Below are 23,541 nucleotides of genomic sequence, written 5' to 3' on the forward strand. Positions count from 1 at the left end.
GGGGCCAGGCCTGGCCTCCGACGGAATTCAGCCGTCCCCACCGGAGGTCATCAGCCGCTGGCTGGCGGTCCCGCCCACCCGCTCCCGCAGGCGCCGCAGCCGCGCCGGGATGGAGTCGACCCAGGGGCTGGCGGTCAGAACCCGGCGCAGGTCGTCCTCCGTCACAGAGTCGTCGAGGGCATCGGCGTTAGCGCCGGGGAACCAGTGCCCTCCCTGCCCGAGCAGGCTGTAGCGGGCCCGGCAGAAGCCCTCCAGATCCCAGGCCTCCAGCAGGTTGTGCAGCCAGAGCAGCACCGGCAGGTTGATCTCCCCCGGGGTCTCCTCCCAGCTGGGCAGGCCCTGCTGCCAGCTGGCCAGCCAGGCCGCGCCGAGGGCTGCGCATCGGGCCCCCTCCAGCCGCTCCAGCACAGGCGGCAGCAGGTCGGCGGCTTGAGGCAGCAGGGCCACGGCTTCGAGATGAAGGTCCAGGTCCTCCGGGCGGGCCGCCCCGACACTGAGGGTGTGGATGGCCGCTCGCTCCAGGCAGAACAGATCATTGACGACGATCGGGTGCAGGGGGGCGCAGAGCTCCAGCAGGCGCGTCGAGGGGCTGTGCAGATGACCGCCCTTGTCGGTGGGACTGATCACGAACACCCCCATGTCCTGCTCCCGGGCGGCGTCGAGGGCGGGTTGATTGCGCTGCAGGATGTAATACCAGTGCAGATTGATGTAATCGAAGACCTGCGTGGCGATCGCCTCGAGGATCAGATCCAGCGGGGCATGGGTGGAGAAACCCACCGATCCGATCCGACCGTCGTCCTGCCAGCGCCGCACCACCTCGAGGCAGCCGCCCCGGCGCAGGGTCTGGTGCAGGTGTTCCGGCCGGTTGAGGCCGTGGATGGCGAGCAGGTCGAGCCGCTCCACCCCCAGCCGCTCGAAGCTGAGGGCGAGGTCGGCTTCGAAGCGACCGGCGTCGTCATCGGGGGGCACCTTGCTCTGCAGGATGCGCCCGGGGTCGCTCACCCCGGGCAGCAGGGCCCCGAGCTGCCGTTCGGAGCTGCCGTAGTGCCGGGCGGTCTCGATGTGGTGGAGACCGGCGCCCACCGCCCGCTCCAGGGTGCGGCGCAGATTGGTCTGGCTGGCGGGGCTGATCTGGTCAGCGGGCAGATCGGTCCAGCTCTGCTGGTAGCGCATCCCCCCCAGGGACAGCACCGGCATGGCCAGCTCGGTGCGACCGAAGCGGCGGGTGGGGATCATCGGCCAACGGAGGAGCGCTGACGCTCAGGCACGGGGCAGGGTGCGCCGGGTGCGGGAATGGGACGGGAACCCCAGGGGTTGCAGTTCCTGACTCCGCAGTCGCTCCTCCAGGGAGGGGACGTCCTCGTAGGCCACCCAGTGGATGCAGTCCACCGGGCAGGTGTCGATGGCCTCCTGGATGGTTTCGGTGCTGTCGCCGTCCTGGCGGATGGCCCGGGAGCGGCCCCAGTCCGGTTCCACCAGGAAGGTGTTGCCGGCCACGTGGGCGCAGTAGCGACACCCGATGCAGACGGCCTCATCGACCCAGACGGCCTGTTGCCGCAGGGCACCACCCAGCTGGGGTTCCGCTCCGCTCGCCTGAGGGGTGGGCCGGGCTGGAGCGGCGAAGGCCAGGGAGGGGTCGGCGGCGGAGCGGATGGGGGTCTCCGCGGCGGGAGTGGACATCGGGGGGTGGTCTTCAGGTCAGGGTCCGGACTCCGGGGTCAGGACGTCAGAAGCTGGACACCGGAGCGGTCGTTCAGCCGTCCCAGCGGGTGACCACCAGTTCGATGCTTCCATCCACCTGGGCGGACTGGTGCTCCACCTGGAAGCCCTCCTGGGCCGAAGCCGCCAGGATCGAGCGCAGGGCATAGCGCTGGGTCAGCTGGGAGAGAAAGCGCTCGATCGGCACGGGCTGCTTCCAGAGATCGAGGTCGGTGACCAGTTCGTAGCTGCCGCTCTCGCTGTTCCAGCGGAATCCGATGTCGCCCCCTTCACTCTGGGGCAGGGTCAGCTCAGCCAGCACGGTCTGGCCGCGGTATCCCCGCACGGGACGCTCGCCCAGATCCGGATCGTGGCCAAGATCCCGCAGGGCATCGACCAGGGATTGACGGTCGCGGAGCTCGGTCTTGACGGTGCTGAAGTGGGACATGGGGATCGGCGGGGTGAGAGCGAGCGGAACTCAGGAGGAACGCTGCTGGACCGGCAGCGTGGAACCAGCGATCTGGGACCGGGGCTGGAAGGCCTCGGCGGTGCTGTGACGCTGCTGAACCGTGCCGAGCCGGGATTCGATCCGCTCGGTGAGCTGCTCGCAGCCATCCCCTCGAACACCTTCCACGAGCTCTTCAACCCGGCCATCGGGCCGGATGCGGTAACGGATGGTGGTCTGGGCCATCCAGGAGCGTTCAGGTGGGGCGATGTTAACCGGGTTCCTGGGCTGGCGGAGACCGCCTCAGCTCAGGAACCCTTCCTCCACCAGGATGTGCAGCCGCTCGAGCACCGCCGGGTTCTCCAGCTGCTCAAGGGCCACCCGCGCCTCGTCCCGGACGGTGGCGTCGTGATCGTGGAGCAGCACCTGCAGCAGGGTCTCCACCAGCTCCCGCCGACGGGGCTCCACCAGATGGTCGTGGAGGCGGCCGAGGGACCAGGCGCTGTTGCTCCGCACGGCCGGCTCGGAATCGATCCGCAGGCTGAGCAGCAGCTGGGCTGCGGCCTGATCGGCCTTGGCGGCGCCGCTGCCTCCGGCGTCGGCCAGGGATCCCGCCGCCCAGAGCCGTACGGCGGCCACGTCGTGCTGAAGGGCCCGGATCAGCGGATTGAGCACCGGCGCCTCGGGATAGTTGCCCAGGCTCCAGGCCACCGCCTTGCGCACGTAGCCGTTGCTGTCGTCCTGCAGCAGGGCGAGCAGGGGCATCACCGCCCGGGGGTCGGGGTTGCGGCCCAGGGCATAGACCGCGCTCATGCGCAGGATCGGGCAGGGGGCCTCCAGCAGGGGCAGCAGCAGGGGGATGGCGCGGGGATCGCGGTGCTCACAGAAGATGCGCAGTCCCTGCATGCGCTGGTCCTGCTCGCCGGCCAGCAGCACCAGGCCCAGGTCACATTCCGCGGCCACGTCGTGGTCGCCGGGATCGAGGGCGTCGAGGGCATCGAGCGGATCCCCCTCCAGCTCCTCGGCCAGTTCCCCGGCCAGGAGCTCGGGGTCGAAGGCCAGCTCCACCGCACTGAAGCCGGTGCCCCAGCCCCCCGGGCTGCTGGCCGGGCCACCCGACGGGCCGGCGGCGGGGCCCGGGGCCGGGGTGTCCGCGCTGGGATCGCTCTGGCGCGGATCCGGCTTGGGATGCTCCGTCATGGCGGTCAGCCGAGCGGGGCGGGAGCCGCCATGTCGCCCGGCAGCCAGATGCGCGCACTTACCGCGACGAGTGCCACGGCGAAGAGCAGCACGATCGCCACCGGCAGCAGGGTGGAGCGCAGGAACGACACGGCAGGGTCCGGGAGTTGGCGGCCATTCTGATGGCTGGACCGCTGGCATGCCCCCGGCCAGGGCCGCCTCACTGCCGCGGCGCCCTGCGTAAGGTTCGGCGACCCGTGGCGCTGCCGTGTCCCCAGCCGTCCCTCCCGGCCTTCCCGCTCCGGGCCGTAACGGTGACGCGGGGGGCTCCGGGGGGCGGACCTGGAACCGGCTGGTGGCGGTGGCCGCCCAGGGTGTGGCCAGCGGCACCCCTTACATGGTGGGCAGCCGGCTGCTGCAGGGCTGGCTCAGCGCCAGCCAGGTGCCCCTGGCCCTGATCGGACTGATTCCTCTGGCGGAGCTGCCCTACACCTTCAAGCTGTTCTGGGCGCCGGCGCTCGATCGCTGGCCGATCCCCTGGCCCGACCGTCGCCGGGGCTGGCTGCTGCTGCTCCAGCTTGCGCTGGTGGCGGTGATCGCTGCGATGGCCCTGCTGCGGCCGGGCACGGCCCCGGGCCAGCTGCTGGCCATCGGCCTGATGGCCCTGCTGCTGGCGATCTGCAGCGCCACCCAGGACATCGCCGTGGACGCCTACCGCACCGACCTGCTCCCGGAGCGGGAGCGGGGCCCCGGCGCGGCCGCCTCGGCGCTCGGCTATCGGGGCGCCATGCTCGCGGTGGGGGCGGGTGGTTTCCTTCTGGCCGGCCGGTTCGGCTGGCCAGCGGCTTTCCTCGGAGCGGCGGGCCTGATCGCCCTGGTGCTGCCGTTCACCCTGGCGGCGCCCCGGCTGGCACCGATCCAGCATCCGGTTACCAGCCTGCGTCAGGCGGTGCTGGGGCCGGCCCGCGACTTCCTGCGCCGCGCCGGTCCGAACCGGGCCTGGCAGCTGCTGCTGCTGGTGCTGCTCTACCGCTGGCCCGACGGCCTGCTGAGCGCCATGGCGATTCCCTTCCTCACCACCAGCGGTTTCAGTGAAGCCGACATCGGGCTGGTGCAGGGGGGCTGGGCCATCGCCGCCACCATGGCCGGCACCGTGCTGGGCGGTGTGCTGTTTGCCCGGCTGGGCATGAACCGCTCCCTCTGGCTGTTCGCCCTGGCCGGGGCGATCGGCAATCTGAGTTACTGGGGCCTGGCGCGGTTCGGGGGGGGGCTGGGGGGTCTGATCGCGGCGGTGAGTCTGGAGAATATGGCGGGCGGGATGGTCGGGGCGGTGTTTGTGGCCCTGTTGATGAGCCTCTGCAATCCCCGCTTCTCGGCCACCCAGTACGCGCTGCTCTCCGGGGTGTACGCCATGAGCCGATCGGTGCTCTCGGCGCCGGCGGGGGTGGTGGCCGAGCGGGCCGGATGGCCGAGCTTCTTCCTGCTCAGCGCGCTGGCCGCTCTGCCGGCCTTCCTGCTGATGCTCCGTCTCACCCCCTGGAACGAAATGGAGGCCCGCGGCGCCTTCGATCCGCGCCGGGATGCCACCTGAGCGGCCCCCGGGGGCGCCCCGTCGCCTTCAGCGGCTGAGCTGCTCCACCAGGCCGGCGGCGAAGCGCTCCCGATCCACCGCCACCACCTCCCGGCCGTGCATCAGGTCCTGCACGATCAGCAGATGGGCCAGCGAGCCGATGAAGATCCGTGCCAGCAGTTCGGGATCCCGCTCCGGGCCGCCGCCGCCCCGGGGTGCGCTCTCCGCCAGGGCGGCGAACAGCTGGCTGACCTGCCGGAAGGCGATCTGGTGGACCCGCTCGACGAAGATGGGGCCCAGCTGGGGGAAACGGCCGGATTCGCCGATCACCAGCCGCAGGAAGGCGAGGAAATCGGGTTGCTGACGATCGATCGTCAGCAGACGATGGGCCAGCTCCGCCAGGGCCTGCCGGGGTTCGGGGGGTAGGGCTTCCGCCGCCGAGCTGCCGAACAGCCGGGTGAACCGCTCCTCCACCAGGTGGGCGGTCAGGGCCTGGAAGAGGCTGTCCTTGTTGGCGAAATGGGCGTAGACCGTGGCCTTGGAGACCGCCGCCGCCGCGGCGATCCGGTCCATGCTCGTGGCGGCGTAGCCATGGCCGAGGAATTCCTCCATGGCGCCCCGCAGGATGGCCGCCCGCTTGCCCTGGGAGCGGCGGGGGGCGGATGAGGGCGTGTCGGCGGGCGGCTGGGGCCGTGGCATGCGTGAAGGGGCAGGAGACGGGAGCTGGAGAGGAGAGCCCGTGCGAGGCGGCGGGCGGGCGCGACAGGGGACCCAGATTGTACTGAACCGTTTAGTCTGGAGAAGCGACATGCTCCTTCCCCGTGGACCTGAGCTTCCCCCGCCGCCGCTGGCTTCCCGCCCTGGTGGCCCTCACCCTGGCGGGGGGCGGCATTGGTCTGGCCGTTCGGCTCACCCAGGCCCGGCGGCGGCCGCCGCCCCAGGCGATCGCCCCGATCCGCACGGTGACCGCCCTGGGCCGGCTGGAGCCGGTGGGGGAGGTGCGCACCATCGCCGCCCCCAGCGCCGGCAGCGGTCAACCGACGCTGCGGAGCCTGCTGGTGGAGGAGGGCGACCGCGTCCGGCGGGGCCAGGTGCTGGCGGTGCTCGACAGCGAGCCCAGGCTGCGGGCCGCCGTCGCCGAGGCCCGGGCCCAGAGCGATCAGGCCCGCGCCAGGTTGACGGTGGTCCAGGCGGATTCCCGCAGCGGTCTGGGCAGTCAGGCCGCCCGGGTGGCCTCCCTGCGTGCCCAGCTGCGCACCGCCGGCGCGGAGCTGGAGCGCTACCAGTCCCTGTTCGAGCGGGGGGCGGTCTCGGCCCAGGACCGGGATGATCGCCGCCTCACCCGCGAGACCGTGGCGGCCTCGCTGCAGGAGGCGCAGGTGCAGCTGGCCCGCCAGCGGGCCGGGCTGGCGGCCGGCGAGACCGTGGATGTGATCGCGGCCCGCCGCGGCCTCGAGGCGGCCCTGGCGGCGCTGGCCAGCGCCCAGGCCCGCCATGGGGACAGCCTGGTGCGCAGCCCCATCGATGGCCGCGTGCTGGGGGTGAGGAGCCGGGCGGGGGAGGCCGCCGGCACGGACGGAATCGTGGAGGTCGGCCAGACCGATCGCATGCAGGTGGTGGCGGAGGTCTATGAGAGTGATCGGGGCCGGGTGCGGCCGGGGCAACCGGTGCGGATCACCAGTCCGGCCCTGCCCGGTCCACTGGACGCCCGGGTGGGGCGGATCGGGGCGATCGTGCGGCGCCAGGCGGTGATCAATACCGACCCGAGTGCCAACACCGACAGCCGGGTGGTGGAGGTGCACGCCCCCCTCACTCCCGCCAGCAGTGCCCGGGCGGCCGGCTTCTCGAACCTGCAGGTGCGGGCGGTGATCGGACCGTGAGCCGCATCCCGCTGGGCTGGTTGCAGTTGCGCCATGAGCCGGGCCGACTGGTGGTGGCCCTGGCCGGCATCGCCTTCGCCGATGTGCTGATGTTCATGCAGCTGGGTTTCCAGGCGGCCCTCTACGACAGCAACACCCGCCTGGTGCGCGCCTTCGACGGCGACATCGTGCTGATCAGCCCCCGGGCCCAGAACCTCCAGAACCTCTCCACCTTCCCGCGCCGCCGCCTCCTCCAGGCCCTCGATGTGCCCGGGGTCGCCGACGCCCGGGGCCTGCATCTGAGCACGATCACCTGGCGCAATCCCCAGACCCGGCTCAATGCCACCGTGCAGGTTCTGGGTTTCGATCCCGACTCCGCGGTGCTGCGGCTGCCGGAGGTGACGGCCCAGAGGAGCTCCCTCCAGCTGCCGGACACGGTTCTCTTCGATCGCGGCGCCCGCGGCCGGTATGGCCAGGTCATCGAGGCCCTGGAGCGGGGGGAGCCGGTCCGCACCGAGGTTGAACGCCGCACGCTCACCATCGCCGGACTGTTCACGCTCGGGGCCTCCTTCGGAGCGGACGCCACCCTGATGGCCAGTGAGGACACCTTCCAGCGGCTGTTTCCCCGCCGGAGCGTGAGCAGCATCAGCGTCGGCCTGATCAAACTGACCCCGGCCGCGGCGCTGGAACCGGTGCTGGCCCAGCTGCGGGCCCATCTGCCGGAGGACGTGAAGGTGCTCAGCGCCCGGGAGTACGTGGCCTTTGAGGAGGCCTACTGGCGGGTCACCAGCCCGATCGGCTTCATCTTCAGCCTCGGCACGGCGATGGCCTTCGTGGTGGGGGTGGTGATCGTGTACCAGGTGCTCTCCACCGATGTGAATGCCCATCTGGGGGAGTACGCCACCTTCAAGGCGATGGGCTTCCGCCACCGTTATCTGCTGCTGGTGGTGGTCGAGCAGTCGCTGGTGCTGGCCGCGCTCGGCTTTCTGCCGGGGCTGGTGCTGCCGATCGGTCTCTATGCCCTGGCCGCCAACGCCACCCGCCTGCCGATCGCGATGACGGTCTCGCGGGCGTTGGTCGTGTTCGTGCTGACCCTGGTGATGTGCCTGGCCTCCGGCGGGATCGCCACCCGGCGGCTGCGGGCGGCCGATCCCGCCGAACTGTTCTGAACTGGAGCGGATCCCCCATGGCCAGCAGCCTGGTGATTCAGGGGCTCCACCACCACTTCGGCAGCGGCGCCCTGCGGCGCCAGGTGCTCACGGACATCCGGCTGGAGGTGGCGGCGGGGGAGATCGTCCTGCTCACCGGTCCGTCAGGATCGGGAAAAACCACCCTGCTGACCCTGATCGGAGGGCTGCGGGCCGGCCAGAGCGGCAGCCTGAAGGTGCTGAATCGGGAGCTGATCGGCTGCGACTCCCGCACACTCACCCTGGCGCGCCGGGAGCATGGCTACATCTTTCAGGCCCACAACCTGCACCGCAGCCTCACGGCCCTGCAGAACGTGCGCATGGCCCTGGAGGTGCGCGGCGAGCTCTCCGAGGCGGAGATGAACCGCCGGGCCCTGGCCATCCTCGCGAGCGTGGGGCTGGGGGCGTCTGCGCCGGCCTTCCCCGATCAGCTCTCGGGCGGCCAGAAGCAGCGGGTGGCGGTGGCGCGGGCCCTGGTCAGTCAGCCGCCCCTGGTGCTGGCCGACGAGCCCACCGCCGCCCTCGACAGCCGCTCCGGCCGCGACGTGGTGACGCTGATGCAGCGCCTGGCCCGGGAGGACGGCGCCACGATCCTGATGGTCACCCACGACAATCGCATCCTGGACATCGCCGATCGGATCCTCTGCCTGGAGGACGGTCGTCTGGTCTGAGCGGGCCCGCCGCGGGACGGCGCGGCGGGCCCGTCTTCCCCAACAGGCCGGAAGGCCCCAGACTGGGACTCTCGGTCCCATCGCCCCCCCGCCATGACCCGCGAGCACGACCCCTTCCGCATTCCCCGCGCCGGCTGGGAAGTGGCCCCCCTGGCCGGCTTCGCCTCGGTGGACCTGAATGCCAACGGCGGCGCCTTCAGCGGCGGAGAGTTCATCTCCGAGAGCACCGTGGGCGGGGTGCTCACCTACGCCATCTATCAGGCCCTGCTCACGGCCCTGCGCACCGAAGCCCTGCGCAAGCGGGGTGAGATCGACCGGGCCACCCAGCTGAAGCTGGTGCTCAGCACCAGCCTGGAGACGGCCAAGACCGGGGTGGCGGTGGGGGCGGTGCTGTCGGTGGTGCTCCTGGTGTTCCCCTGGCTGACCGTGCCGCTCACCCTGCTGGGGGCGGTGGGTGCCGGCAAGGCCTCCCTGGATCTCTTCCATGCCTTCTGGGATGGCCTCGACGAGGATCAGAAGCTGCGGGTCACCGTGGCCGCCCACGAGGCGGGCCTCAGCCTGGCCGGCTTCTTCAGCGGCGAGGGCGAGGGGCTGGGTCGGCCGGCGACGGCCGAGTGAGCCTGGCTAGAACCGAAACCCGAAGCAGGCTCCCATGCAGATCACCGTGTGGCAGGCGGAGCACGCCGGCTCCCCTCTCCAGCGTGCTGTCGGCACGCTGGTTGAGCCCGCCGCCGATGAGGTGGTACTGGAGGTGCTGCACTGTGGCCTCTGCCACAGCGATGTGTCGATGATCGACAATGCCTGGGGAGTGTCCTCCTTCCCGCTGGTGCCCGGCCATGAAGCCGTGGGACGGGTGAGCGCGGTGGGCGAGGGTGTGGACCCGGTGTTGCTGGGGCAGGTGCGGGGGCTGGGCTGGATTGCCGGCAGCTGTCGGCACTGCGCCTGGTGTCTGGGCGGCGACGCCAACCTGTGCGCGTCGCTGGAGTCCACGATCGTGGGTCGGAGCGGCGGCTTCGCCAGCCATGTCAAAGCCCATCAGGACTGGTTGATCCCGCTGCCGGAGGGCCTCTCCGCCGCCGATGCCGGCCCCCTGTTCTGCGGCGGCATCACGGTGTTCGCCCCCCTGTTCGATGGGGCGATCAGCCCGACGGCCCGGGTGGCGGTGATCGGAATCGGCGGCCTGGGCCACCTGGCCCTGCAGTTCGCCCGGGCCTGGGGCTGCGAGGTGACGGCCCTCACGACCAGCCCCGCCAAGGCGGAGGAGGCCCGGGGGTTCGGAGCCCATCAGGTGGTCGAACTGGCTGATCTGGACGACCACCGCGGGCGCTTCGACCTGATCATCAACACCAGCAACCACACACTCGACTGGAACGCTGTGGTGGGGGCGCTGGCTCCGAAGGGTTGTTTGCATCAGCTGGGGGTGGTGACCGATCCCATCCCCCTGGCCGCCTTCCCCTTCATCGCCGGCCGGCTCCAGTTCACGGGCAGCCCCACTTCCTCCCCGGCCAGCCTCCTCGCCATGGTGGAGTTCTGCGTGCGCCATGGCATCCGGCCCCAGGTGGAACATCTGCCGATGGCCGAGCTGAACACCGCGATCGCCCGGCTGCGGGCCGGCGATGTGCGCTATCGGTTCGTGCTCGATGGGCCGGTTTGATCTCGGCCCTGCCGGGAAGGGGGGCGGAGTGGGCGCTCCGAGGCCTATCGAACCCGGATCGAGCCGGGCCGTGGCATGGATGCTCCCATCGGAGTGACAATAGCGCCGTGAGGATGGCGAGTTCTGGTGGAATGATCCGCCTGGTTCGCAACTCCATCAATACGGGATTGCGGTGCGTTTGTGCACTTCAATGAGCCAGCCGATGTGCGATACAATCTCCAGGCTGAATGTCTGCCATCTGTCATGATTGTCATCAAAGTTACCAATCCTTCGGCTCTGGTGGCAACTCGGATTGGCCGCTTTCTGGCAGATCTCACTCCCAGTGGTTTCGATCAGAATAAGGTGGAAGACGAGTTGATGAAGCAACTGGTTGAGCAGATGGCTGCCCAGGGCATCCAGGGGGAAGTGGCTGCGGTCAAAGGGATGGATATGCACAATAAAGACATTCGGATTGACGACAGGGTTCGTGTGCGCCGCCACAGGGTGGTGTAGGAGCGGGTGCTCATGATCGGGGCAGGATCCGTGGGGTTATCCGCCTGCTGGGGAGCCGGGAGAGGGCCAGGATTTCCCTTGAATTCAGCCGGTCAGCTCCGGCTCCTCGAAGGCCCGCTCCCCTCCCCTGCTTGAGGGGCGTTCGCGTGGCTCAGGGCGGATCCCAGGCACCATCGGCTGAACCGTCTCCGCCGTTTGGCGGCGATGTGGAGCCTCACCTGCAAATGCTCCCGCGGGTGCCTCTGCAGGGCGGCAGGGCTGGGTTTCGCCGTCTGCTCAGGGCCAGGTGGGGTTCGCCCGGATGCCTGGCCCTGGCACGCCGCAGGACCCCGTGGCCCTCGACCAGTCGTGTCGGCGGGGGATCGCGATCTACTGAATCCGCCGAAAGCGGAGGGGCTCGCGCGGTTCGAGTCCCAGGAGCCAGATGCCTCCGGCCAGCTCCCGCAGCTGTTGCAACCAGCGGCTGTTGTCGCCACTGGCGATCCACCCGGCCTTCAGGGCCGGGAGCTGCTGCTGCAGGGCCTCGATCGGCACCTCCGCCAGCAGCAGGCTGTGATCGCCGGCCGCCCGGCGCAACGGACCTGATTCGCTGCGCTGCCACACCCGCACCAGCAGTTCGAGGGCCTGCTGGCGACCCACCTCCCCAGGGTCCCCGTCGCCGGGCAGGGGTTCCGGCAAGGACTTGCCCTGCAGGGGCATCGTCCGCAGCCCCGCCTGCTCCAGCAGGGCCAAGGCGATCAGATAGGGGGCGGTGGCCATGGATCGGTGCAGCGGACGCCAGCCACACAGTGGCCCCTGAGCAACCCCGCTGACCAGCGCCTGGCGCCGGCCTCCGGTCCCAGCCGGAAACCGATTCCCGCCCCTTCCCCACCACATGAACGTCAGTCCCCGGGCGCCAGGACGGACATCCGGCCGGTCACGGGCTGTCCATCCAGTTGCCCGGCACAGGCTGAGGTGTCCTGCTCCTTCGATCCGCCCACGGGGGAACAGGGGAGTTGCCGCTCTCGAGCACGCTCCGGTCGTTGCCCCGCGGGGTGGCGGCCGTGGAGGCGGATTCGCTGCTGGAGCCGACATCGGCATCGGTCCGTCCCGCGACCTTCTCGCCCTGCGAAGCGATGCATCGGTGGAAGGCCCCACCCGTACGCGCCGCTGGCGTCCTGGAACCAGACGTCGAAGCGGACGTGCCTGAACGGTGCGCGATCCGAGACGGGCAGGAGCTCCCTGGGGGGCACGACCAGGGCCGGAACAAACCCCCCTTCCCCTCCGCCTCCGCCTCCGCCTCCGCCTCCCCATGCCCACGACCGGTCTGCAGCGCCTCCTCGACGATGGCGTGACCCCTGATCCAGGTCGGGCGGCGCTGCTGGCCCCGGGTCGCCTGGCGACTGCCCAACGGCCCCGAGACCGTGATGCTCTCCCTGGCCTGCTATGGCATCGGGGCGATCTCCATGCCGATCAGCGGACGGCTGGCGGAGGCGGAGGTGAGGGTGACGCTGGCGCGCTTCGAGCCGCGGTGTGTGGTGCTGCCGGCCGGGGAGGTGGTGCTCGTGGCCAAGCCCCTCAGCCATGCGGGCGGCCTCCAGACCCAGCTGCTGCCCAGCCTGCGCTCCGGCGCCCGTGTGGTGCTGGCGACGCGGCCGCCGGCCGCCACAGCCGCAGCGCTGATCCTGGAACACGGCGTCGGCGAGTTCGGCCTGTTGGCCAGTGACCCGCTCGATTTCGTCGATCACCTCGAGACCCACCGCCTGGCCCTTCCCTCCCTGCGCCGGGTGATCGGCTCAGGCGACACCGTGCCCCTGGAGCTGCAGGAGCGCTTTCACACGCTCTTCGGCTGGTCGGTGCTGGAGGGCTGCGGCATGACGGAGGTCGGTGGCTCCTACGCCATGCAGCCGGTCCATGGCGAGCGGAAGCAGGCTCGATCGGTCGTGCCACCCCCGGCACCGAGCTCCGCCTGCTTCCGGAATCGGGAACCACGGAGGTCATGGCTGGCGAGAGGGGGGAAATCGCCGTGCGCACAGCCGCGGCGACCATCGGCTACTGGCACGATCCCGAGGCGACCCGTGCGCTGTTCCGAGCGGGCTGGTTGATGACGGGCGATCTGGCCCAGCGTGATGCCGACGGCACCCTCTGGTTCTGCGGGCGGCGCAAACTGCTGATCGTCCGCCGCGGCTCCAAATCGCCCCGGCGGAGATCGAGGAACTGCTCGATGCCTGCCCCGCCGTGCACGCCGTCGTGGTGGTGGGGGTGCCCCATCCCCGCGATGGTGAGGTGCCGGTGGCCTGGATCCAGGCGCAGCCCGGCGTCCCCGTCCTGGATGAGGAGATTCTGCGGGCCTACCTGGCCCAACGCCTGGCGGCCTACAAACTGCCGGTGCAGTTCCTGAGCGCTGCGGATCTCCCCCGCATCGGCACCGGCAAGGTTGACCGGGTGCTGCTGCGGGAACGGGCGATGGACCAGCTGGGCGAGGAGCTGGCCGGGCGGGCCTCGCACTCCCCTGGCCCGTGACCACGAGAGCGGCTCTTCGAGAAGGCCCCTAAGCCTTTCGATTCACGACCGTTCTCCGCGCCCTCCACTGGAGTACCGCTCCATTCGCCGGATACTGCGAACAGCACCCAGGGCCTGTCACGGCCTCGTGCCCCCTCGCTGAGCACAGCAATGTCACGGCCCCCGGCGCCAGGGATCAGCATGGCGGTGCTGGCCCTGATGGTCGTGTGCCTGGTCGATGTGATGGGGCAGGGGCTGGCCTTCCCGATCTTCGACGCCCTGCTGCTGAAGAGCGGATCGCGCTTCCTTCCGGCCGGGACCACGCCGTCGCAGGCCGCAGTGAGCTACGGGATCGCCATCGGCACGTTCTTCCTCACCTGGTTCTTCGGCTCGATTTATATCGCTCGGCTGTCCGACAGCATCGGCCGCAGGCTGGGGATCCTCATCTGCCTGATGGGCGCCTGTGCCGGTTACGTGCTGGCCGTTGTGGGGATCGCGCTGCACAGCTACGGTCTGCTCGTGGCCTCGCGCGCCATCACCGGGTTCACAGCGGGAACCCAGCCGATCGCCGCCGCGGCGATGATCGATCTGGCCTGCAGTGAGAAGGAGGGCACACGCAACCTCGGTCTGGCGACCGTGGGTGTGAGCTTCGGGCTGGTGATCGGACCGATCATCGGTGGCGTGTTCTCCGATCCAGCACTCCTGGGTCCGCTGGCCTCCCCCCTGCTGCCCTTCGTGGTGGGCGGCGTGCTGTGCCTGCTGGCCCTGGTGCTGGTGCTGCTCGGGTTCCACGACGTGGTGACGGCGCGGGCCCCGCTGCGGCTCAACCCCCTCGAGATCTCCGACATGCTCAGGCATGCGCTGGACAGGCCGAGCGTGCTCCGGATCACCGCGGCGTACTTCCCCTACATGTTGTGCTTCATGGCGTTCTACGTGTTCGCTGCCGCCGATCTCACGGCCCGGTTCGGCTACGGCGCGCAGGCGGCCAGCATCGCCATGTTTTTCCTTGGCATCGGGCTGGCCGGGGCCAGTGGCCTCCTGGTCGAGCCCCTCAATGTCCGGCTGTCGCGGCGCACCATCCTGGTGGTGGTCACGCTGCTCCTCTGCGGAGTGATCATCGCCTTCATGGCGGTGCCCTGGGGCCCTCTGGCCCTGGCTCTGCTGCTTCCCGCCGGGGCCCTGCACGGCATCGCCTACCCAACCATCCTGTCCGGTTACTCTCAGGCCGCTGCCCGCGACGAACAGGGCTGGGTGATGGGTTTCTCAACGGCACTGTTCACCCTGGCCGCTGCCATTGTCTCCTTTCTGGGCGGTGAACTCACCGCAGCGGGGCCGTCAGCACCCTTTCTGTTTGCCGTGGTCTGCGGTGCAGTGGCCACCCTGGCGACACTGCTGATCTGGCGCCGTCAGCCGGGCCCCCATGGGGCGTCACCATGAGTTCTGATGACGATTCCAAAGCCTGATCCAGTCCGCAGGAGATCACTCACCCCCTAACAGGACAGTGGTGGCCACTGCGTTGTGATCACCAGGGGTGCATCTCGCCGCGGCCCAGTTCAGGGAGGTGCCTGGGACCGCTGGCCACACGAGATCCACCCTGGTTCCCACGGCCACCGCAGGGGCTTCTTCCCTGAGCAGCGGATCAGCCGGTGGGAGCGGGAAGGCGCCCGTTTCTGCGCCCATCTGATGGTTGCAGATCTCGAAAAATCAATGGAGCCAAGCGGACTCGAACCGCTGACCCCCTGCATGCCATGCAGGTGCTCTACCAGCTGAGCTATGGCCCCATGGAACGCCTGGCGAACCGAACGCTGGTCGTCCGGGGGGCCGGTGGGCCCTCGATTTGGCGCTGGACGAGCTTACAACGCAGGGGGCTCAGACCTGCCTCCACACGGCCACCAGCCGCCCCTGCACGGTGACCTGATCGGCGTCCAGCAGGATCGGCTCGTAGGCGGCGTTGGCGGCCTCCAGCCGCACCCGGGCACCCTCACGGTGGAAGTGCTTCAAGGTGGTGCCGCTGCCGGGCACCAGGGCGGCCACGATGGTGCCCGGCCGCAGGCGCTGCGGATCGTTCACCGGCTCCATCAGCACCACGTCGCCGTGGTCGATGTGGGCGTCCACCATGCTGTCGCCGTTGACGGTCAGGGCGAACAGTCCGCGGGTCTCGAGCACGGGCTGCAGGTCGAGCCGTTCCTCCAGATCGTGGAAGGGCTCCACCAGGCCGCCGGCGGCCACGGCACCGAGCACCGGAATGCCGGCGGGCCGGGCGCCGAGCAGTTGCAGGGTGCGCGCCTGTCCCTCCTGCCAGGTGATCCAGCCCTTCTGCTGGAGGTGGCGCAGCCGGCTCTGGATCGGCGCGGGCGAGCGCAGGCCCATGGCCTCCATCATCTGGCGGATCGAAGGACTGTGGCGGTGCCGCTCGATGTAGGTCGTCAGCCAGTCATAGAGCTCCTGCTGGGCGCCTGTGAGGTCCCGGTCGGAGGGACCGGAGGGCGACTCTCCCGGCGACGCCGACCGAGCAGACGTCTCCGCGGCCGACGCCGACAGGGGGTGCGGGGAGGATCTCATCACCGGCAGTACGCATGCACCATTTCCCAGTGTTCCGTGCTCCGGGCCGACTTGTCCAGGGGTGGGGCGGGGTTCGTGGCGGTTCGGCCACCCGGAGGGGGGCGGGGGTCAGGACTCAGAGGCCGCCCAGCAGGGCCGCCAGCAGGGCCTGCTGGACGTGCAGGCGGTTCTCGGCCTGATCGAAGACGCGGCTGGCGCTCCCCTCGATCACTCCGGCCGTGATCTCCTCCCCCCGGTGGGCCGGCAGGCAGTGGAGCACGATTGCCATCGGATCGGCCTCGGCCAGCAGGTCTTCATTGAGCTGGAAGGCGGCGAAGGCGGCGGCCCGCTCGGCCTGCTCCTCCTCCTGGCCCATCGAAGCCCACACATCCGTGTAGAGGGCATGGGCGCCGCGCACGGCCGCCACCGGATCGTGCAGCACCACCACCGAGCCGCGATCATCGGCCAGTCGGCGGGCCTGCTCAAGCACGGCCGGATCGGGCTCGAAGCCCTCCGGGCAGCCGATCCGCACCTGCACCCCCAGCAGCGCACCGCAGAGCAGCAGGGAATGGGCCACGTTGTTGCCATCCCCCACATAGGCGAGGCAGAGACCCTCGAGGGCTCCGAAGGCGTCCCGGAGGGTGAGCAGATCGGCGAGGGCCTGGCAGGGATGCTCCCGGTCGGTGAGGGCGTTGATCACCGGGATGGAGGCCCAGTGGGCGTACTCGGCCAGTTCAGTCTGCTCAAAGGTGCGGATCGCCAGGGCATCCACGTAGCGGCTCAGCACCCGGGCCGTGTCGGCGATCGGCTCGCCCCGGCCCACCTGGGTCACCGAGGGGTTGAGATCGAGGGTGGCGCCCCCCAGCCGGCTCATCGCCACCGAGAAACTCACCCGGGTGCGGGTGGAGGCCTTGGTGAAGATCAGGCCGAGGACCTTGCCCGCCAGATCGATCCGACGGCTGCCGGCGCGGAGCTCCCGGGCCAGATCCAGCAGGGCCAGGGTTTCGCCGGCACTGAGGTCGGCGGAGGAGAGCAGGTCCCGACCGTGCAGGGCGGCCAGGCCGGCGATGGGATGGCTGAGCGACGGGCCCATGACCCCAGTTCAAAGATCCCTTATCGGGGAGCGCCCCCCCCGCCGTCAAGTCCGGCTCAGGCCGGGCTGAGCACGGCCTCCTGCGGCATGGAGCTGGAGGCGAGCAGATCCTTGAGTTCATCGCCCTCGATCACCTCCTTGTCGAGGATCTTGCCGGCGATGGCCTCCAGCAGGGGACGGTTGCTTCGGAGGATGAGGAGGGCCCGCTCGTGGGCCCGGTCGACCAGCCCCCTCACCTCGCGATCGATCGCCTGGGCCGTGGCGTCGCTGACGGAGCGGCGTGGGTTGTTCGGACCCCCCAGGAAGCGGCTGCCGCCCTGCTTGTCGTAGGCGAGCGGACCGAGGGTGTCGCTCATGCCGTAGGTGCCCACCATCTGCTCGGCGATGTCAGTGGCGCGCTGCAGGTCGTTGGCCGCGCCGGTGGTGACCTCCCCGAAGACGATCTCCTCGGCGGAGCGGCCCCCCAGCAGGGTGGCGATCTGGCCTTCGAGATCCTCCTTGGAATTGAGGAACCGCTCCTCGGTGGGCAGCTGCAAGGTGTAGCCCAGGGCCGCCATGCCGCGGGGCACGATCGAGATCTTGGCCACCTTGCTGCCCCCCGGCATCAGGTGACCCACGATGGCGTGCCCCACCTCGTGGTACGCCACCACGCGCTTCTCATCGGGTTGCAGCACCCGGCTCTTCTTCTCGAGGCCGGCCACGACCCGCTCGATCGCTTCGTTGAGATCCCCCTGCTCCACCGTGGTGCGGTAGGCCCGGGCGGCCAGCAGGGCGGCCTCATTGACCAGGTTGGCCAGGTCGGCGCCGGCAAAACCGCTGGTCGCCTGGGCGATCTTGTCGAGGTCCACGGCCTCGGCCAGCTTCACCTTCTTGGCATAGATGTCGAGGATCATCTTGCGGCCGGACAGATCCGGGCGATCCACCAGCACCTGGCGGTCGAAGCGGCCGGGCCGCAGCAGGGCGGCATCGAGGGTTTCGGGCTGGTTGGTGGCCGCCAGCACGATCACCGGTTTGTCCTGACCGGTGAACCCGTCCATCTCGGTGAGCAGCTGGTTGAGGGTCTGCTCCCGCTCGTCGTTGCCGCCCACGACACCCATCGAGCCGGAGCGGCTCTTGCCGATGGCGTCGAGTTCGTCGATGAAGATGATGCAGGGCGCCTTCTTCTTGGCCTCCTCGAACAGGTCGCGCACCCGGGCCGCTCCGGCGCCCACGAACAGCTCGACGAACTCCGAACCGGAGATGATGAAGAAGGGCACACTGGCTTCCCCGGCCACGGCCTTGGAGAGCAGGGTCTTGCCGGTGCCGGGAGGGCCCACCAGCAGCACGCCTTTGGGGATGCGGGCGCCGATGGCGGCATACCGCTCGGGGGTCTTGAGGAAGTCGACGATCTCGTTGAGTTCCGTTTTGGCCTCATCCACGCCGGCCACATCGGCGAAGGTGACGCGCGACTCCTCATCGGGCACGTAGACCTTCGCCTTGGATTTGGTGAAGCTGAGGGCCCCCTGGGCGCCGCCGCCCATCTGACGGCGGGCGAAGAACTGCAGCACCAGGATGAAGATCAGCGGAGGCACCACCCAGCTCAGCAGCGTGGTGAAGAAACTGGGCCGCTTCGGCGGCGCGGCGGCGAACTCCACCCCCTTCTGTTCAAGCCGCTGGGGCAGGTCCATGTCGAAGATCGGCGTGGTCGCCAACACCTTGGGGGTGCCTTCCGGCGCATCGCTGAGCTCGTAGCGGATCTGGTCCTGGGTGATGAAGGCGCGTTTGACGTTGCCGTCGTTCACCTGATCGATGAACAGCGAGTAGGGCACCCGGGGCACCTGCTGGGCGGCGGGGTTCGGCAGGAAGTTGCTGAACAGCAGCAACACGCCGAAACCGATCAGCACCAGGTTGATGATTCCGAACCGCCGGTTCGGGCGGTTGTCGTCCTGGCGGAGGGCCATGGGGGCTGGGGCGGCGTTGGAGACAAACTAGGCCGTGTGATCGACGCTCCGGACCGGCAGGCGGGAGTGAGAACCGAACGTCACCGCCCGGATCAGCCCATGTGCGGCCGCTACTCGCTCACCACCAGCATCGACGCCCTGCTGCCCCGGCTGGGCGGCCGCCTGCCGGGGCACCTGGCCCGCCTGCACGTGCCGCGCCCCCAGATCCGCCCCGGCGAGCCGGTGCTGGCGCTGCGCCAGGAGCATGGGGTCGTGGCCAGCGCCCTGCTGCTCTGGGGCCTGCTGCCGGAATGGGTGAAGGATCCCCTGGCGGCGCCCCGGCCCTTCAACGCCCGCAGCGAGACGGTGATGGAGAAGGCCTCCTTCCGAGGCGCCTGGCGCCACCGCCGCTGCCTCCTGCCCGCCGATGCCTTCGCCGAAACGGGCTGGACGGTTCGCCGCCGGGACGGGCGGCCGTTCTGGCTGGCCGGGTTGTGGGACCGCTGGATCGGTGCCGATGGCAGCGAGGTGGAGACCTGCTGCGTGCTCACCACGGCCCCCAATGCCCTGATCCGGCCCCTGCATCCGCGGATGCCGGTGATCCTTCCCGATGGACTGGAGGAAGCCTGGCTGGCCCCGGCCGACGGAGCGTCCCTGCGGTCGCTCGAACCGCTGCTGCAGGGCTGGGATCCGGCCGGCTGGGAGGCGTTGCCGCCGCCGGAGCGCCCGGCCCAGGGGACTCTCTTCACCTGAACCCTCCCTGGAGAGGCGCCGGGTGGTCACAATGCGGGCGCGTCCGCTGCTGCCCTTGCCCCGTCTCCCCACCCTTTCCTCCGAGGCCCGGCAGCGGCGTCGCCACCGCTTCTACGGCCATCTCCTGCTGGTGATGGTCCTGGTGATGGCGAGCCTGGCCTTGCCCCAGAGGCTCCACGGCGTCGGCGCCGTGGGCTACAACCTGGCGATCCTGCTGCTGGTGGTCGAGCTGGAGGGGGCCACCCGCCATGGGGGACGGGTCCATCCGTGGGACCTGCCCTACCGGCTGCTGGGGCTGGCCACCCTGGTCGCCCAGTGGTTCTGGTATTTCACGCCCCTGGCCAACCGCCAGAGCGGCTGGCCCCTGCTGGTGCTCACCACGGTGTTCGTGGGCTGGAGCGTGCTGCGTCTGGTGGGGTTCCTGGCGGAGGAGCGCGAGGTCAACGGCCGGGTGCTGATGGGGGCGGTGGCCGGGTATCTGCTGCTGGGCCTCACGGCAGGTCTGCTGTTCACCGCCCTCGAGACGATTCAGCCGGGCAGTTTCATCAGCCAGCACGACCCCGATGGACTGCTGAACAGCAGCCAGGCGATGGGACAGGCCAGCCCCCAGGTCTGGCAGCTGGATTTTGCCCGGCTCAACTACTTCGCCTTCGTCAGCCTGAGCACGGTGGGCTTCGGGGACGTGCTGCCGATGACGCCGCTCTCCCAGATGAGCACCGTGGTCTTCAGCGTGATCGGCCCGATCTACATGGCGGTGGTGATGGGCCTGCTGATCGGCCGTTTCACCTTCCAGCAGGAGAGCGAGGAGCAGGAGCCCCCGCCGCGTTGAGCGACCGCGGCGCGGTTCCGCTAACAAGGAGGTCGACCTCGCCTTCCGCCGCCGTGAGCCTCCAGCAGCTCGATGCCTTCCTGAGCTACGCCCGGGGCTCCCAGGCCCTGCGGGAGCAGCTCGCCCAGCCTTTGGATCTGGCCTCGTTCCTGGCCCTGGCCCAGCGGGAGGGCTTCCGCCTCGAGGAGGCCGACGTGCTCGCCGCCCAGCAACGGGAGGAGTCGGGACTCAGCGATGACGACCTGCAGCGGCGTGCCGGCATCGAGGCCCGCCGTCTGCGCAATTTCGTGCACGGCTGAGGCTCCCCCCGCTCAGCGGATCACCCCGCCCTGGGGCAACGGCAGGTTCGGCTGCCGCGATGGGCTCTGGCCCGCCAGCCAGGCGCTCAGCGCCACCAGCAGCCCCAGGGGCAGGGCCCAGCGCCAGACCCCGCCAAGGCGGATCGGCAGGCCGCGTCCCCCCCCCGGCCTGAGCGACGCACTCCGCCCGCCCCGGGCCGCGGCGCCGGCCAGGGGCATGCTGCAGCGTCCGCAGACCATCCGCCCCGCCAGGCTCCGGTCGCGGCGCACGCTCCAGCTTCCGCAGCGGGGACAGGACATCAGCGGATCATCACGGGGCCCAGTCTCCCGGTTCCCGGAACACGGCGAAGGCGGCGATGACCCCGGCGACGAAGCCGCTGGCATGGCCGATCCAGCTCACCCCCGGCGGGGAGGCGAACGGCAGCAGGGCGGGCAGCACCCCGCCGTAGCTCACCAGAGCAAACACCGAGAGGGCCATGGACAGGGGCCTCCGCTCCAGCAGGCCGATCACCAGCAGGTAGCCCAGCAGGGCGAAGACCACGCCGGAGAGCCCATGGCTGGCGGTGGGCCAGAACAGCCAGAGCGGGATGGTGACGGCGTAGCTGCACAGCCAGACCGCCAGGTAGTCGCGCCGCCCCTTGAGGAGCACCAGCCAGGAGAGCGGCAGGAACCAGAGGCTGTTGCCGATCAGGTGACCCAGATCGCCATGGCTGAAGGGAGCCGTGATCACGCCCAGGAAGGAGCCCCCCGGCACCATCGGCAGGTTCCAGCGGCCGCCGAACAGGAGCTGGTCGACCAGCTCCTGCCCCCAGGCGACGCTGAGGATCCCAAGCGGGATCAGGGCCGTGGCGCCAAGGCGGGCCAGGGGGCCCGGGGGGCGGTCGGGGATCCGTTGGGAAGCGGGGGGCGCCATGCTGGCCATTGTCGATGGCGATGGGGCGCGATGGGGGGGTTCGGCCTGGAGCGGGTGTGCGACTACCCACGGCCGCCGGCGCTGGAGAGCGACGACGCCCATCTGCAGATCCGCGCCCTCGGCGAGCTGCTGGCCGAGGGACGCCGCTCGCTGAGGGTGCTGGAGACCTTCCATCCCCCCACCCCTTATCTGCCGCCCGAGGCGGTGCGGCTGGACCTGCTGGAGCCGGCGGCGGGGCGGAGCTTCTGCGAATGGAAGGGCTGGGCCCGGTATTTCGACGTGGTGGTGGGAGAGCGCCGCCTGGAGCGCGCCGTCTGGAGCTATCCGGCGCCGACGGCCGCCTATGGGGCCCTGGCCGGCTGGTTCGCGGTGTATCCGGGGCGGATGGAGGGCTGCTGGCTCGACGGCGAACAGGTCACGCCCCAGCCCGGTGGCTTCTACGGCGGCTGGATCAGTTCACGGGTGCAGGGCCCCTTCAAGGGGGATCCAGCCCATCCCGAACTTATCTGAGCGGCATCCGGCAGCCGATCTGAATGCGGCCCTGATCGAGCAGGCGGCCAAGCTTGAGGGCGGCCGCTTCCTCCTGGCGGTTGAAGTGGCCCTGGTGGGCGGTGACCCACCCGATCTCAGCGGTGGTGATCACTCCGGTGGAGAGGCTTTCCAGGAACAGCTCGCCCATGTCCATGGTCCTGTCGCGGTGGTGCCAGGGAACGCTGCACTGACGCTATGGCTCCCCCGGGCCCGAACCTGGCCCTGCAACGGCTCTTAATGGCCAGCGGCCGACAACGGCTCCAGGGACTGGGCTTCGTGGTCCCAGAGCACGTACTGGAAACAGGAGGAGATGTCCTGCAGCCGCAGCCGCCGGGCCCCGTCCAGCCGGGTGATGTTGCGCTGCTGACAGGCCCGTAGCTGGTAGTTGGGGATCCGTTCGCAGAGGTGGTGGATGTTGTGGCAGCCGATGTCGGCGGTGAACCAGTTCAGCAGCGGCGGCAGCTCCAGCAGGCTGGTGCCCTCGATCGCCCCGCTGAGTTCGCTCCAGTCGTCGGTGCGATGGGCGTAGGAGCCCTCGAAGTTGTGCTGCACGAAGAAGATGCAGATGAACAGGGCCGCCGAGCAGGCCATCACGATGGCGTAGAGGCTCCAGAACAGGCCGACACCGATCAGCTGGCCGAGCACGAGCCAGCTGGCCACCACGCAGAGGTTGTTGAGCAGCAGATCCACGAATTCGGCGCCGGAGTACCAGTGCCGGGATTGGTAGGTGCCCACCACCTCGCGCAGCGGAGTCCTCGGGTTCTGGCGGTAGCGGCCGATTGCATGGCCGAGGAACCCGGTGCTGCCGAGCAGCAGGGCCAGGCGGGGCTTGATCACCAGATAGAAGAAGCCCCCCGGCAGCAGCATCAGGGGATGGCGCAACAGCCGGTAGATGGCCTGATGCCTGGGTGTGAGGGCCCGGTAGGCCTCGAGGGTGATCAGGGCGGAGGGCCCCCGGTAGAGGTCCCAGTTGCCGTTGTGACGGTGATGGAAGGCATGACCCTGGGACCAGGGGTACTGGGGAATGCCATTGATGACGCCCAGGGCGAAGCCCACCAGCCGGTTCACCCGGCGGGAGGTGAACAGCGAGTGATGGCCGCAGTCGTGCATCAGTGAGAAGCAGCGGCCGGAGAACAGCACCGCCGCCAGCAGCAGCGGCGGGGTGAGCCAGAGGGAGTGGCGGGCGGCCACCACCAGCAGCGCCCACAGCAGCAGGTAGGGCACCACGGTGTTGAGGATCTGCCAGGACGCCTTGCCATCGTCCCGGCGGAGGTAGGGCCCCAGGATGAAATCGGAGCGGCTGATCTCCCGCTTCTCAGCCGCATCCCCAGGGGTGGAGGACTCGGAGTCGGGGCGTGTTGCGGGTTGGGGGGAGGGGTCGGGGGACGGGCGCTGGTGGAGAGCGGATGGGCCCAGGGGATCACCCT

29 protein-coding genes and 1 tRNA gene are annotated in these 23,541 nt (G+C 70.1%); 13 read left to right on the top strand and 17 right to left on the bottom strand.

The features are described from left to right. Positions 1–27: 27 nt before the first annotated feature. The 6 genes from ACWJI7_RS07555 to ACWJI7_RS07580 form a co-directional block, all read right to left on the bottom strand. Positions 28–1,236 carry an aldo/keto reductase gene (locus ACWJI7_RS07555; RefSeq protein ID WP_479936717.1) on the bottom strand — a complete coding sequence of 403 codons (1,209 nt, stop codon included), beginning with the start codon at positions 1,234–1,236 and terminating at the stop codon, positions 28–30. 24 nt (positions 1,237–1,260) lie between these two features. Continuing rightward, the gene (locus tag ACWJI7_RS07560; protein ID WP_479936719.1) at positions 1,261–1,680 is read right to left on the bottom strand and encodes a ferredoxin; all 420 of its coding nucleotides are present in this window, start codon (positions 1,678–1,680) and stop codon (positions 1,261–1,263) included. A gap of 73 nt (positions 1,681–1,753) precedes the next feature. Further along, positions 1,754–2,146, bottom strand: a complete 393-nt coding sequence (locus tag ACWJI7_RS07565) for a DUF1257 domain-containing protein (protein ID WP_479936720.1) — start codon at positions 2,144–2,146, stop codon at positions 1,754–1,756. A gap of 30 nt (positions 2,147–2,176) precedes the next feature. Then, positions 2,177–2,389: a DUF2997 domain-containing protein gene (locus tag ACWJI7_RS07570; RefSeq protein ID WP_479936722.1), complete on the bottom strand. Its 213-nt coding sequence runs from the start codon at positions 2,387–2,389 to the stop codon at positions 2,177–2,179. A 57-nt stretch (positions 2,390–2,446) separates the two neighbouring features. Beyond that, a complete protein-coding gene (locus tag ACWJI7_RS07575) occupies positions 2,447–3,343 on the bottom strand; it encodes a HEAT repeat domain-containing protein (protein ID WP_479936723.1) in 897 nt (298 codons plus the stop codon). 5 nt (positions 3,344–3,348) lie between these two features. Further along, the gene (locus ACWJI7_RS07580; protein ID WP_479936725.1) at positions 3,349–3,474 is read right to left on the bottom strand and encodes a hypothetical protein; all 126 of its coding nucleotides are present in this window, start codon (positions 3,472–3,474) and stop codon (positions 3,349–3,351) included. A 116-nt stretch (positions 3,475–3,590) separates the two neighbouring features. On the opposite strand from ACWJI7_RS07580, the gene ACWJI7_RS07585 reads away from it, so the two are divergent. Then, positions 3,591–4,913: an AmpG family muropeptide MFS transporter gene (locus ACWJI7_RS07585; RefSeq protein WP_479936726.1), complete on the top strand. Its 1,323-nt coding sequence runs from the start codon at positions 3,591–3,593 to the stop codon at positions 4,911–4,913. Between the two features lie 27 nt (positions 4,914–4,940). On the opposite strand, the gene ACWJI7_RS07590 is transcribed toward ACWJI7_RS07585, so the two are convergent. Further along, entirely contained in the window at positions 4,941–5,591 is a 651-nt protein-coding gene (locus ACWJI7_RS07590; RefSeq protein ID WP_479936728.1) for a TetR/AcrR family transcriptional regulator, read from the bottom strand. A 122-nt stretch (positions 5,592–5,713) separates the two neighbouring features. On the opposite strand from ACWJI7_RS07590, the gene ACWJI7_RS07595 reads away from it, so the two are divergent. The 5 genes from ACWJI7_RS07595 (at position 5,714) to ACWJI7_RS07615 (ending at position 10,263) form a co-directional block, all read left to right on the top strand. Next, positions 5,714–6,772, top strand: coding sequence for an HlyD family efflux transporter periplasmic adaptor subunit (locus ACWJI7_RS07595; protein ID WP_479936730.1), 1,059 nt, complete (start codon positions 5,714–5,716; stop codon positions 6,770–6,772). After that, positions 6,769–7,920: an ABC transporter permease DevC gene (gene devC / locus ACWJI7_RS07600; RefSeq protein ID WP_479936732.1), complete on the top strand. Its 1,152-nt coding sequence runs from the start codon at positions 6,769–6,771 to the stop codon at positions 7,918–7,920. The genes ACWJI7_RS07595 and devC overlap by 4 nt, the downstream gene beginning before the upstream one ends. A gap of 17 nt (positions 7,921–7,937) precedes the next feature. Next, positions 7,938–8,609, top strand: a complete 672-nt coding sequence (locus tag ACWJI7_RS07605) for an ATP-binding cassette domain-containing protein (protein ID WP_479936733.1) — start codon at positions 7,938–7,940, stop codon at positions 8,607–8,609. A gap of 93 nt (positions 8,610–8,702) precedes the next feature. Next, positions 8,703–9,227: a hypothetical protein gene (locus ACWJI7_RS07610; protein ID WP_479936735.1), complete on the top strand. Its 525-nt coding sequence runs from the start codon at positions 8,703–8,705 to the stop codon at positions 9,225–9,227. Positions 9,228–9,261: 34 nt separating this feature from the next. After that, on the top strand, positions 9,262–10,263 hold the full coding sequence (locus ACWJI7_RS07615; RefSeq protein ID WP_479936737.1) for an NAD(P)-dependent alcohol dehydrogenase: 1,002 nt from the start codon (positions 9,262–9,264) through the stop codon (positions 10,261–10,263). 156 nt (positions 10,264–10,419) lie between these two features. Here the strand turns inward: ACWJI7_RS07615 and ACWJI7_RS07620 are convergent, their stop codons facing one another. Together ACWJI7_RS07620 and ACWJI7_RS07625 are read right to left on the bottom strand one after the other, a co-directional pair. Next, on the bottom strand, positions 10,420–10,743 hold the full coding sequence (locus tag ACWJI7_RS07620) for a hypothetical protein (RefSeq protein WP_479936739.1): 324 nt from the start codon (positions 10,741–10,743) through the stop codon (positions 10,420–10,422). 381 nt (positions 10,744–11,124) lie between these two features. After that, the gene (locus ACWJI7_RS07625; RefSeq protein ID WP_479936741.1) at positions 11,125–11,514 is read right to left on the bottom strand and encodes a hypothetical protein; all 390 of its coding nucleotides are present in this window, start codon (positions 11,512–11,514) and stop codon (positions 11,125–11,127) included. Positions 11,515–12,161: 647 nt separating this feature from the next. Here ACWJI7_RS07625 and ACWJI7_RS07630 point away from each other — a divergent pair. The 3 genes from ACWJI7_RS07630 (at position 12,162) to ACWJI7_RS07640 (ending at position 14,673) form a co-directional block, all read left to right on the top strand. Continuing rightward, complete coding sequence (locus ACWJI7_RS07630; protein WP_479936743.1) at positions 12,162–12,839, top strand: AMP-binding protein; 678 nt, start codon at positions 12,162–12,164, stop codon at positions 12,837–12,839. 112 nt (positions 12,840–12,951) lie between these two features. Further along, positions 12,952–13,257: an AMP-binding enzyme gene (locus tag ACWJI7_RS07635; protein ID WP_479936919.1), complete on the top strand. Its 306-nt coding sequence runs from the start codon at positions 12,952–12,954 to the stop codon at positions 13,255–13,257. Between the two features lie 150 nt (positions 13,258–13,407). Then, entirely contained in the window at positions 13,408–14,673 is a 1,266-nt protein-coding gene (locus ACWJI7_RS07640; protein ID WP_479936745.1) for an MFS transporter, read from the top strand. Between the two features lie 271 nt (positions 14,674–14,944). Here ACWJI7_RS07640 and ACWJI7_RS07645 read toward each other — a convergent pair. From ACWJI7_RS07645 to ftsH, 4 genes are all read right to left on the bottom strand, one after another. Then, positions 14,945–15,017, bottom strand: a tRNA-Ala gene (locus ACWJI7_RS07645). 88 nt (positions 15,018–15,105) lie between these two features. Beyond that, the gene (gene lexA / locus ACWJI7_RS07650; protein ID WP_479936747.1) at positions 15,106–15,798 is read right to left on the bottom strand and encodes a transcriptional repressor LexA; all 693 of its coding nucleotides are present in this window, start codon (positions 15,796–15,798) and stop codon (positions 15,106–15,108) included. A 115-nt stretch (positions 15,799–15,913) separates the two neighbouring features. After that, entirely contained in the window at positions 15,914–16,870 is a 957-nt protein-coding gene (gene argF, locus ACWJI7_RS07655) for an ornithine carbamoyltransferase (RefSeq protein ID WP_479936748.1), read from the bottom strand. A 56-nt stretch (positions 16,871–16,926) separates the two neighbouring features. Further along, positions 16,927–18,810, bottom strand: a complete 1,884-nt coding sequence (gene ftsH, locus ACWJI7_RS07660) for an ATP-dependent zinc metalloprotease FtsH (protein ID WP_479936750.1) — start codon at positions 18,808–18,810, stop codon at positions 16,927–16,929. Positions 18,811–18,909: 99 nt separating this feature from the next. Here ftsH and ACWJI7_RS07665 point away from each other — a divergent pair, with 99 nt between their 5' ends. From ACWJI7_RS07665 to ACWJI7_RS07675, 3 genes are read left to right on the top strand one after another with little or no spacing between them, the layout of a single operon-like run. Next, positions 18,910–19,542 carry an SOS response-associated peptidase gene (locus ACWJI7_RS07665; RefSeq protein WP_479936752.1) on the top strand — a complete coding sequence of 211 codons (633 nt, stop codon included), beginning with the start codon at positions 18,910–18,912 and terminating at the stop codon, positions 19,540–19,542. Between the two features lie 55 nt (positions 19,543–19,597). Beyond that, on the top strand, positions 19,598–20,371 hold the full coding sequence (locus tag ACWJI7_RS07670) for a potassium channel family protein (protein ID WP_479936754.1): 774 nt from the start codon (positions 19,598–19,600) through the stop codon (positions 20,369–20,371). Between the two features lie 53 nt (positions 20,372–20,424). After that, positions 20,425–20,670: a Nif11-like leader peptide family RiPP precursor gene (locus tag ACWJI7_RS07675; protein ID WP_479936756.1), complete on the top strand. Its 246-nt coding sequence runs from the start codon at positions 20,425–20,427 to the stop codon at positions 20,668–20,670. A gap of 12 nt (positions 20,671–20,682) precedes the next feature. Here the strand turns inward: ACWJI7_RS07675 and ACWJI7_RS07680 are convergent, their stop codons facing one another. After that, positions 20,683–20,970 carry a hypothetical protein gene (locus tag ACWJI7_RS07680; protein ID WP_479936758.1) on the bottom strand — a complete coding sequence of 96 codons (288 nt, stop codon included), beginning with the start codon at positions 20,968–20,970 and terminating at the stop codon, positions 20,683–20,685. A 10-nt stretch (positions 20,971–20,980) separates the two neighbouring features. Then, a complete protein-coding gene (locus ACWJI7_RS07685; RefSeq protein WP_479936760.1) occupies positions 20,981–21,583 on the bottom strand; it encodes a rhomboid family intramembrane serine protease in 603 nt (200 codons plus the stop codon). 30 nt (positions 21,584–21,613) lie between these two features. Between ACWJI7_RS07685 and ACWJI7_RS07690 the strand changes: the two genes are divergently transcribed. Further along, positions 21,614–22,093 (top strand): DUF427 domain-containing protein, encoded by a 480-nt coding sequence (locus ACWJI7_RS07690; RefSeq protein ID WP_479936761.1) that lies wholly within the window; start codon positions 21,614–21,616, stop codon positions 22,091–22,093. Here ACWJI7_RS07690 and ACWJI7_RS07695 read toward each other — a convergent pair. Both ACWJI7_RS07695 and ACWJI7_RS07700 read right to left on the bottom strand, forming a co-directional pair. After that, positions 22,086–22,268, bottom strand: a complete 183-nt coding sequence (locus tag ACWJI7_RS07695; RefSeq protein ID WP_479936763.1) for a hypothetical protein — start codon at positions 22,266–22,268, stop codon at positions 22,086–22,088. The genes ACWJI7_RS07690 and ACWJI7_RS07695 overlap by 8 nt on opposite strands. A gap of 80 nt (positions 22,269–22,348) precedes the next feature. Next, positions 22,349–23,341 carry a fatty acid desaturase gene (locus tag ACWJI7_RS07700; protein WP_479936765.1) on the bottom strand — a complete coding sequence of 331 codons (993 nt, stop codon included), beginning with the start codon at positions 23,339–23,341 and terminating at the stop codon, positions 22,349–22,351. Positions 23,342–23,541: the final 200 nt, after the last annotated feature.

This window comes from Cryptocyanus atlanticus LEGE 06306, assembly GCF_056633155.1.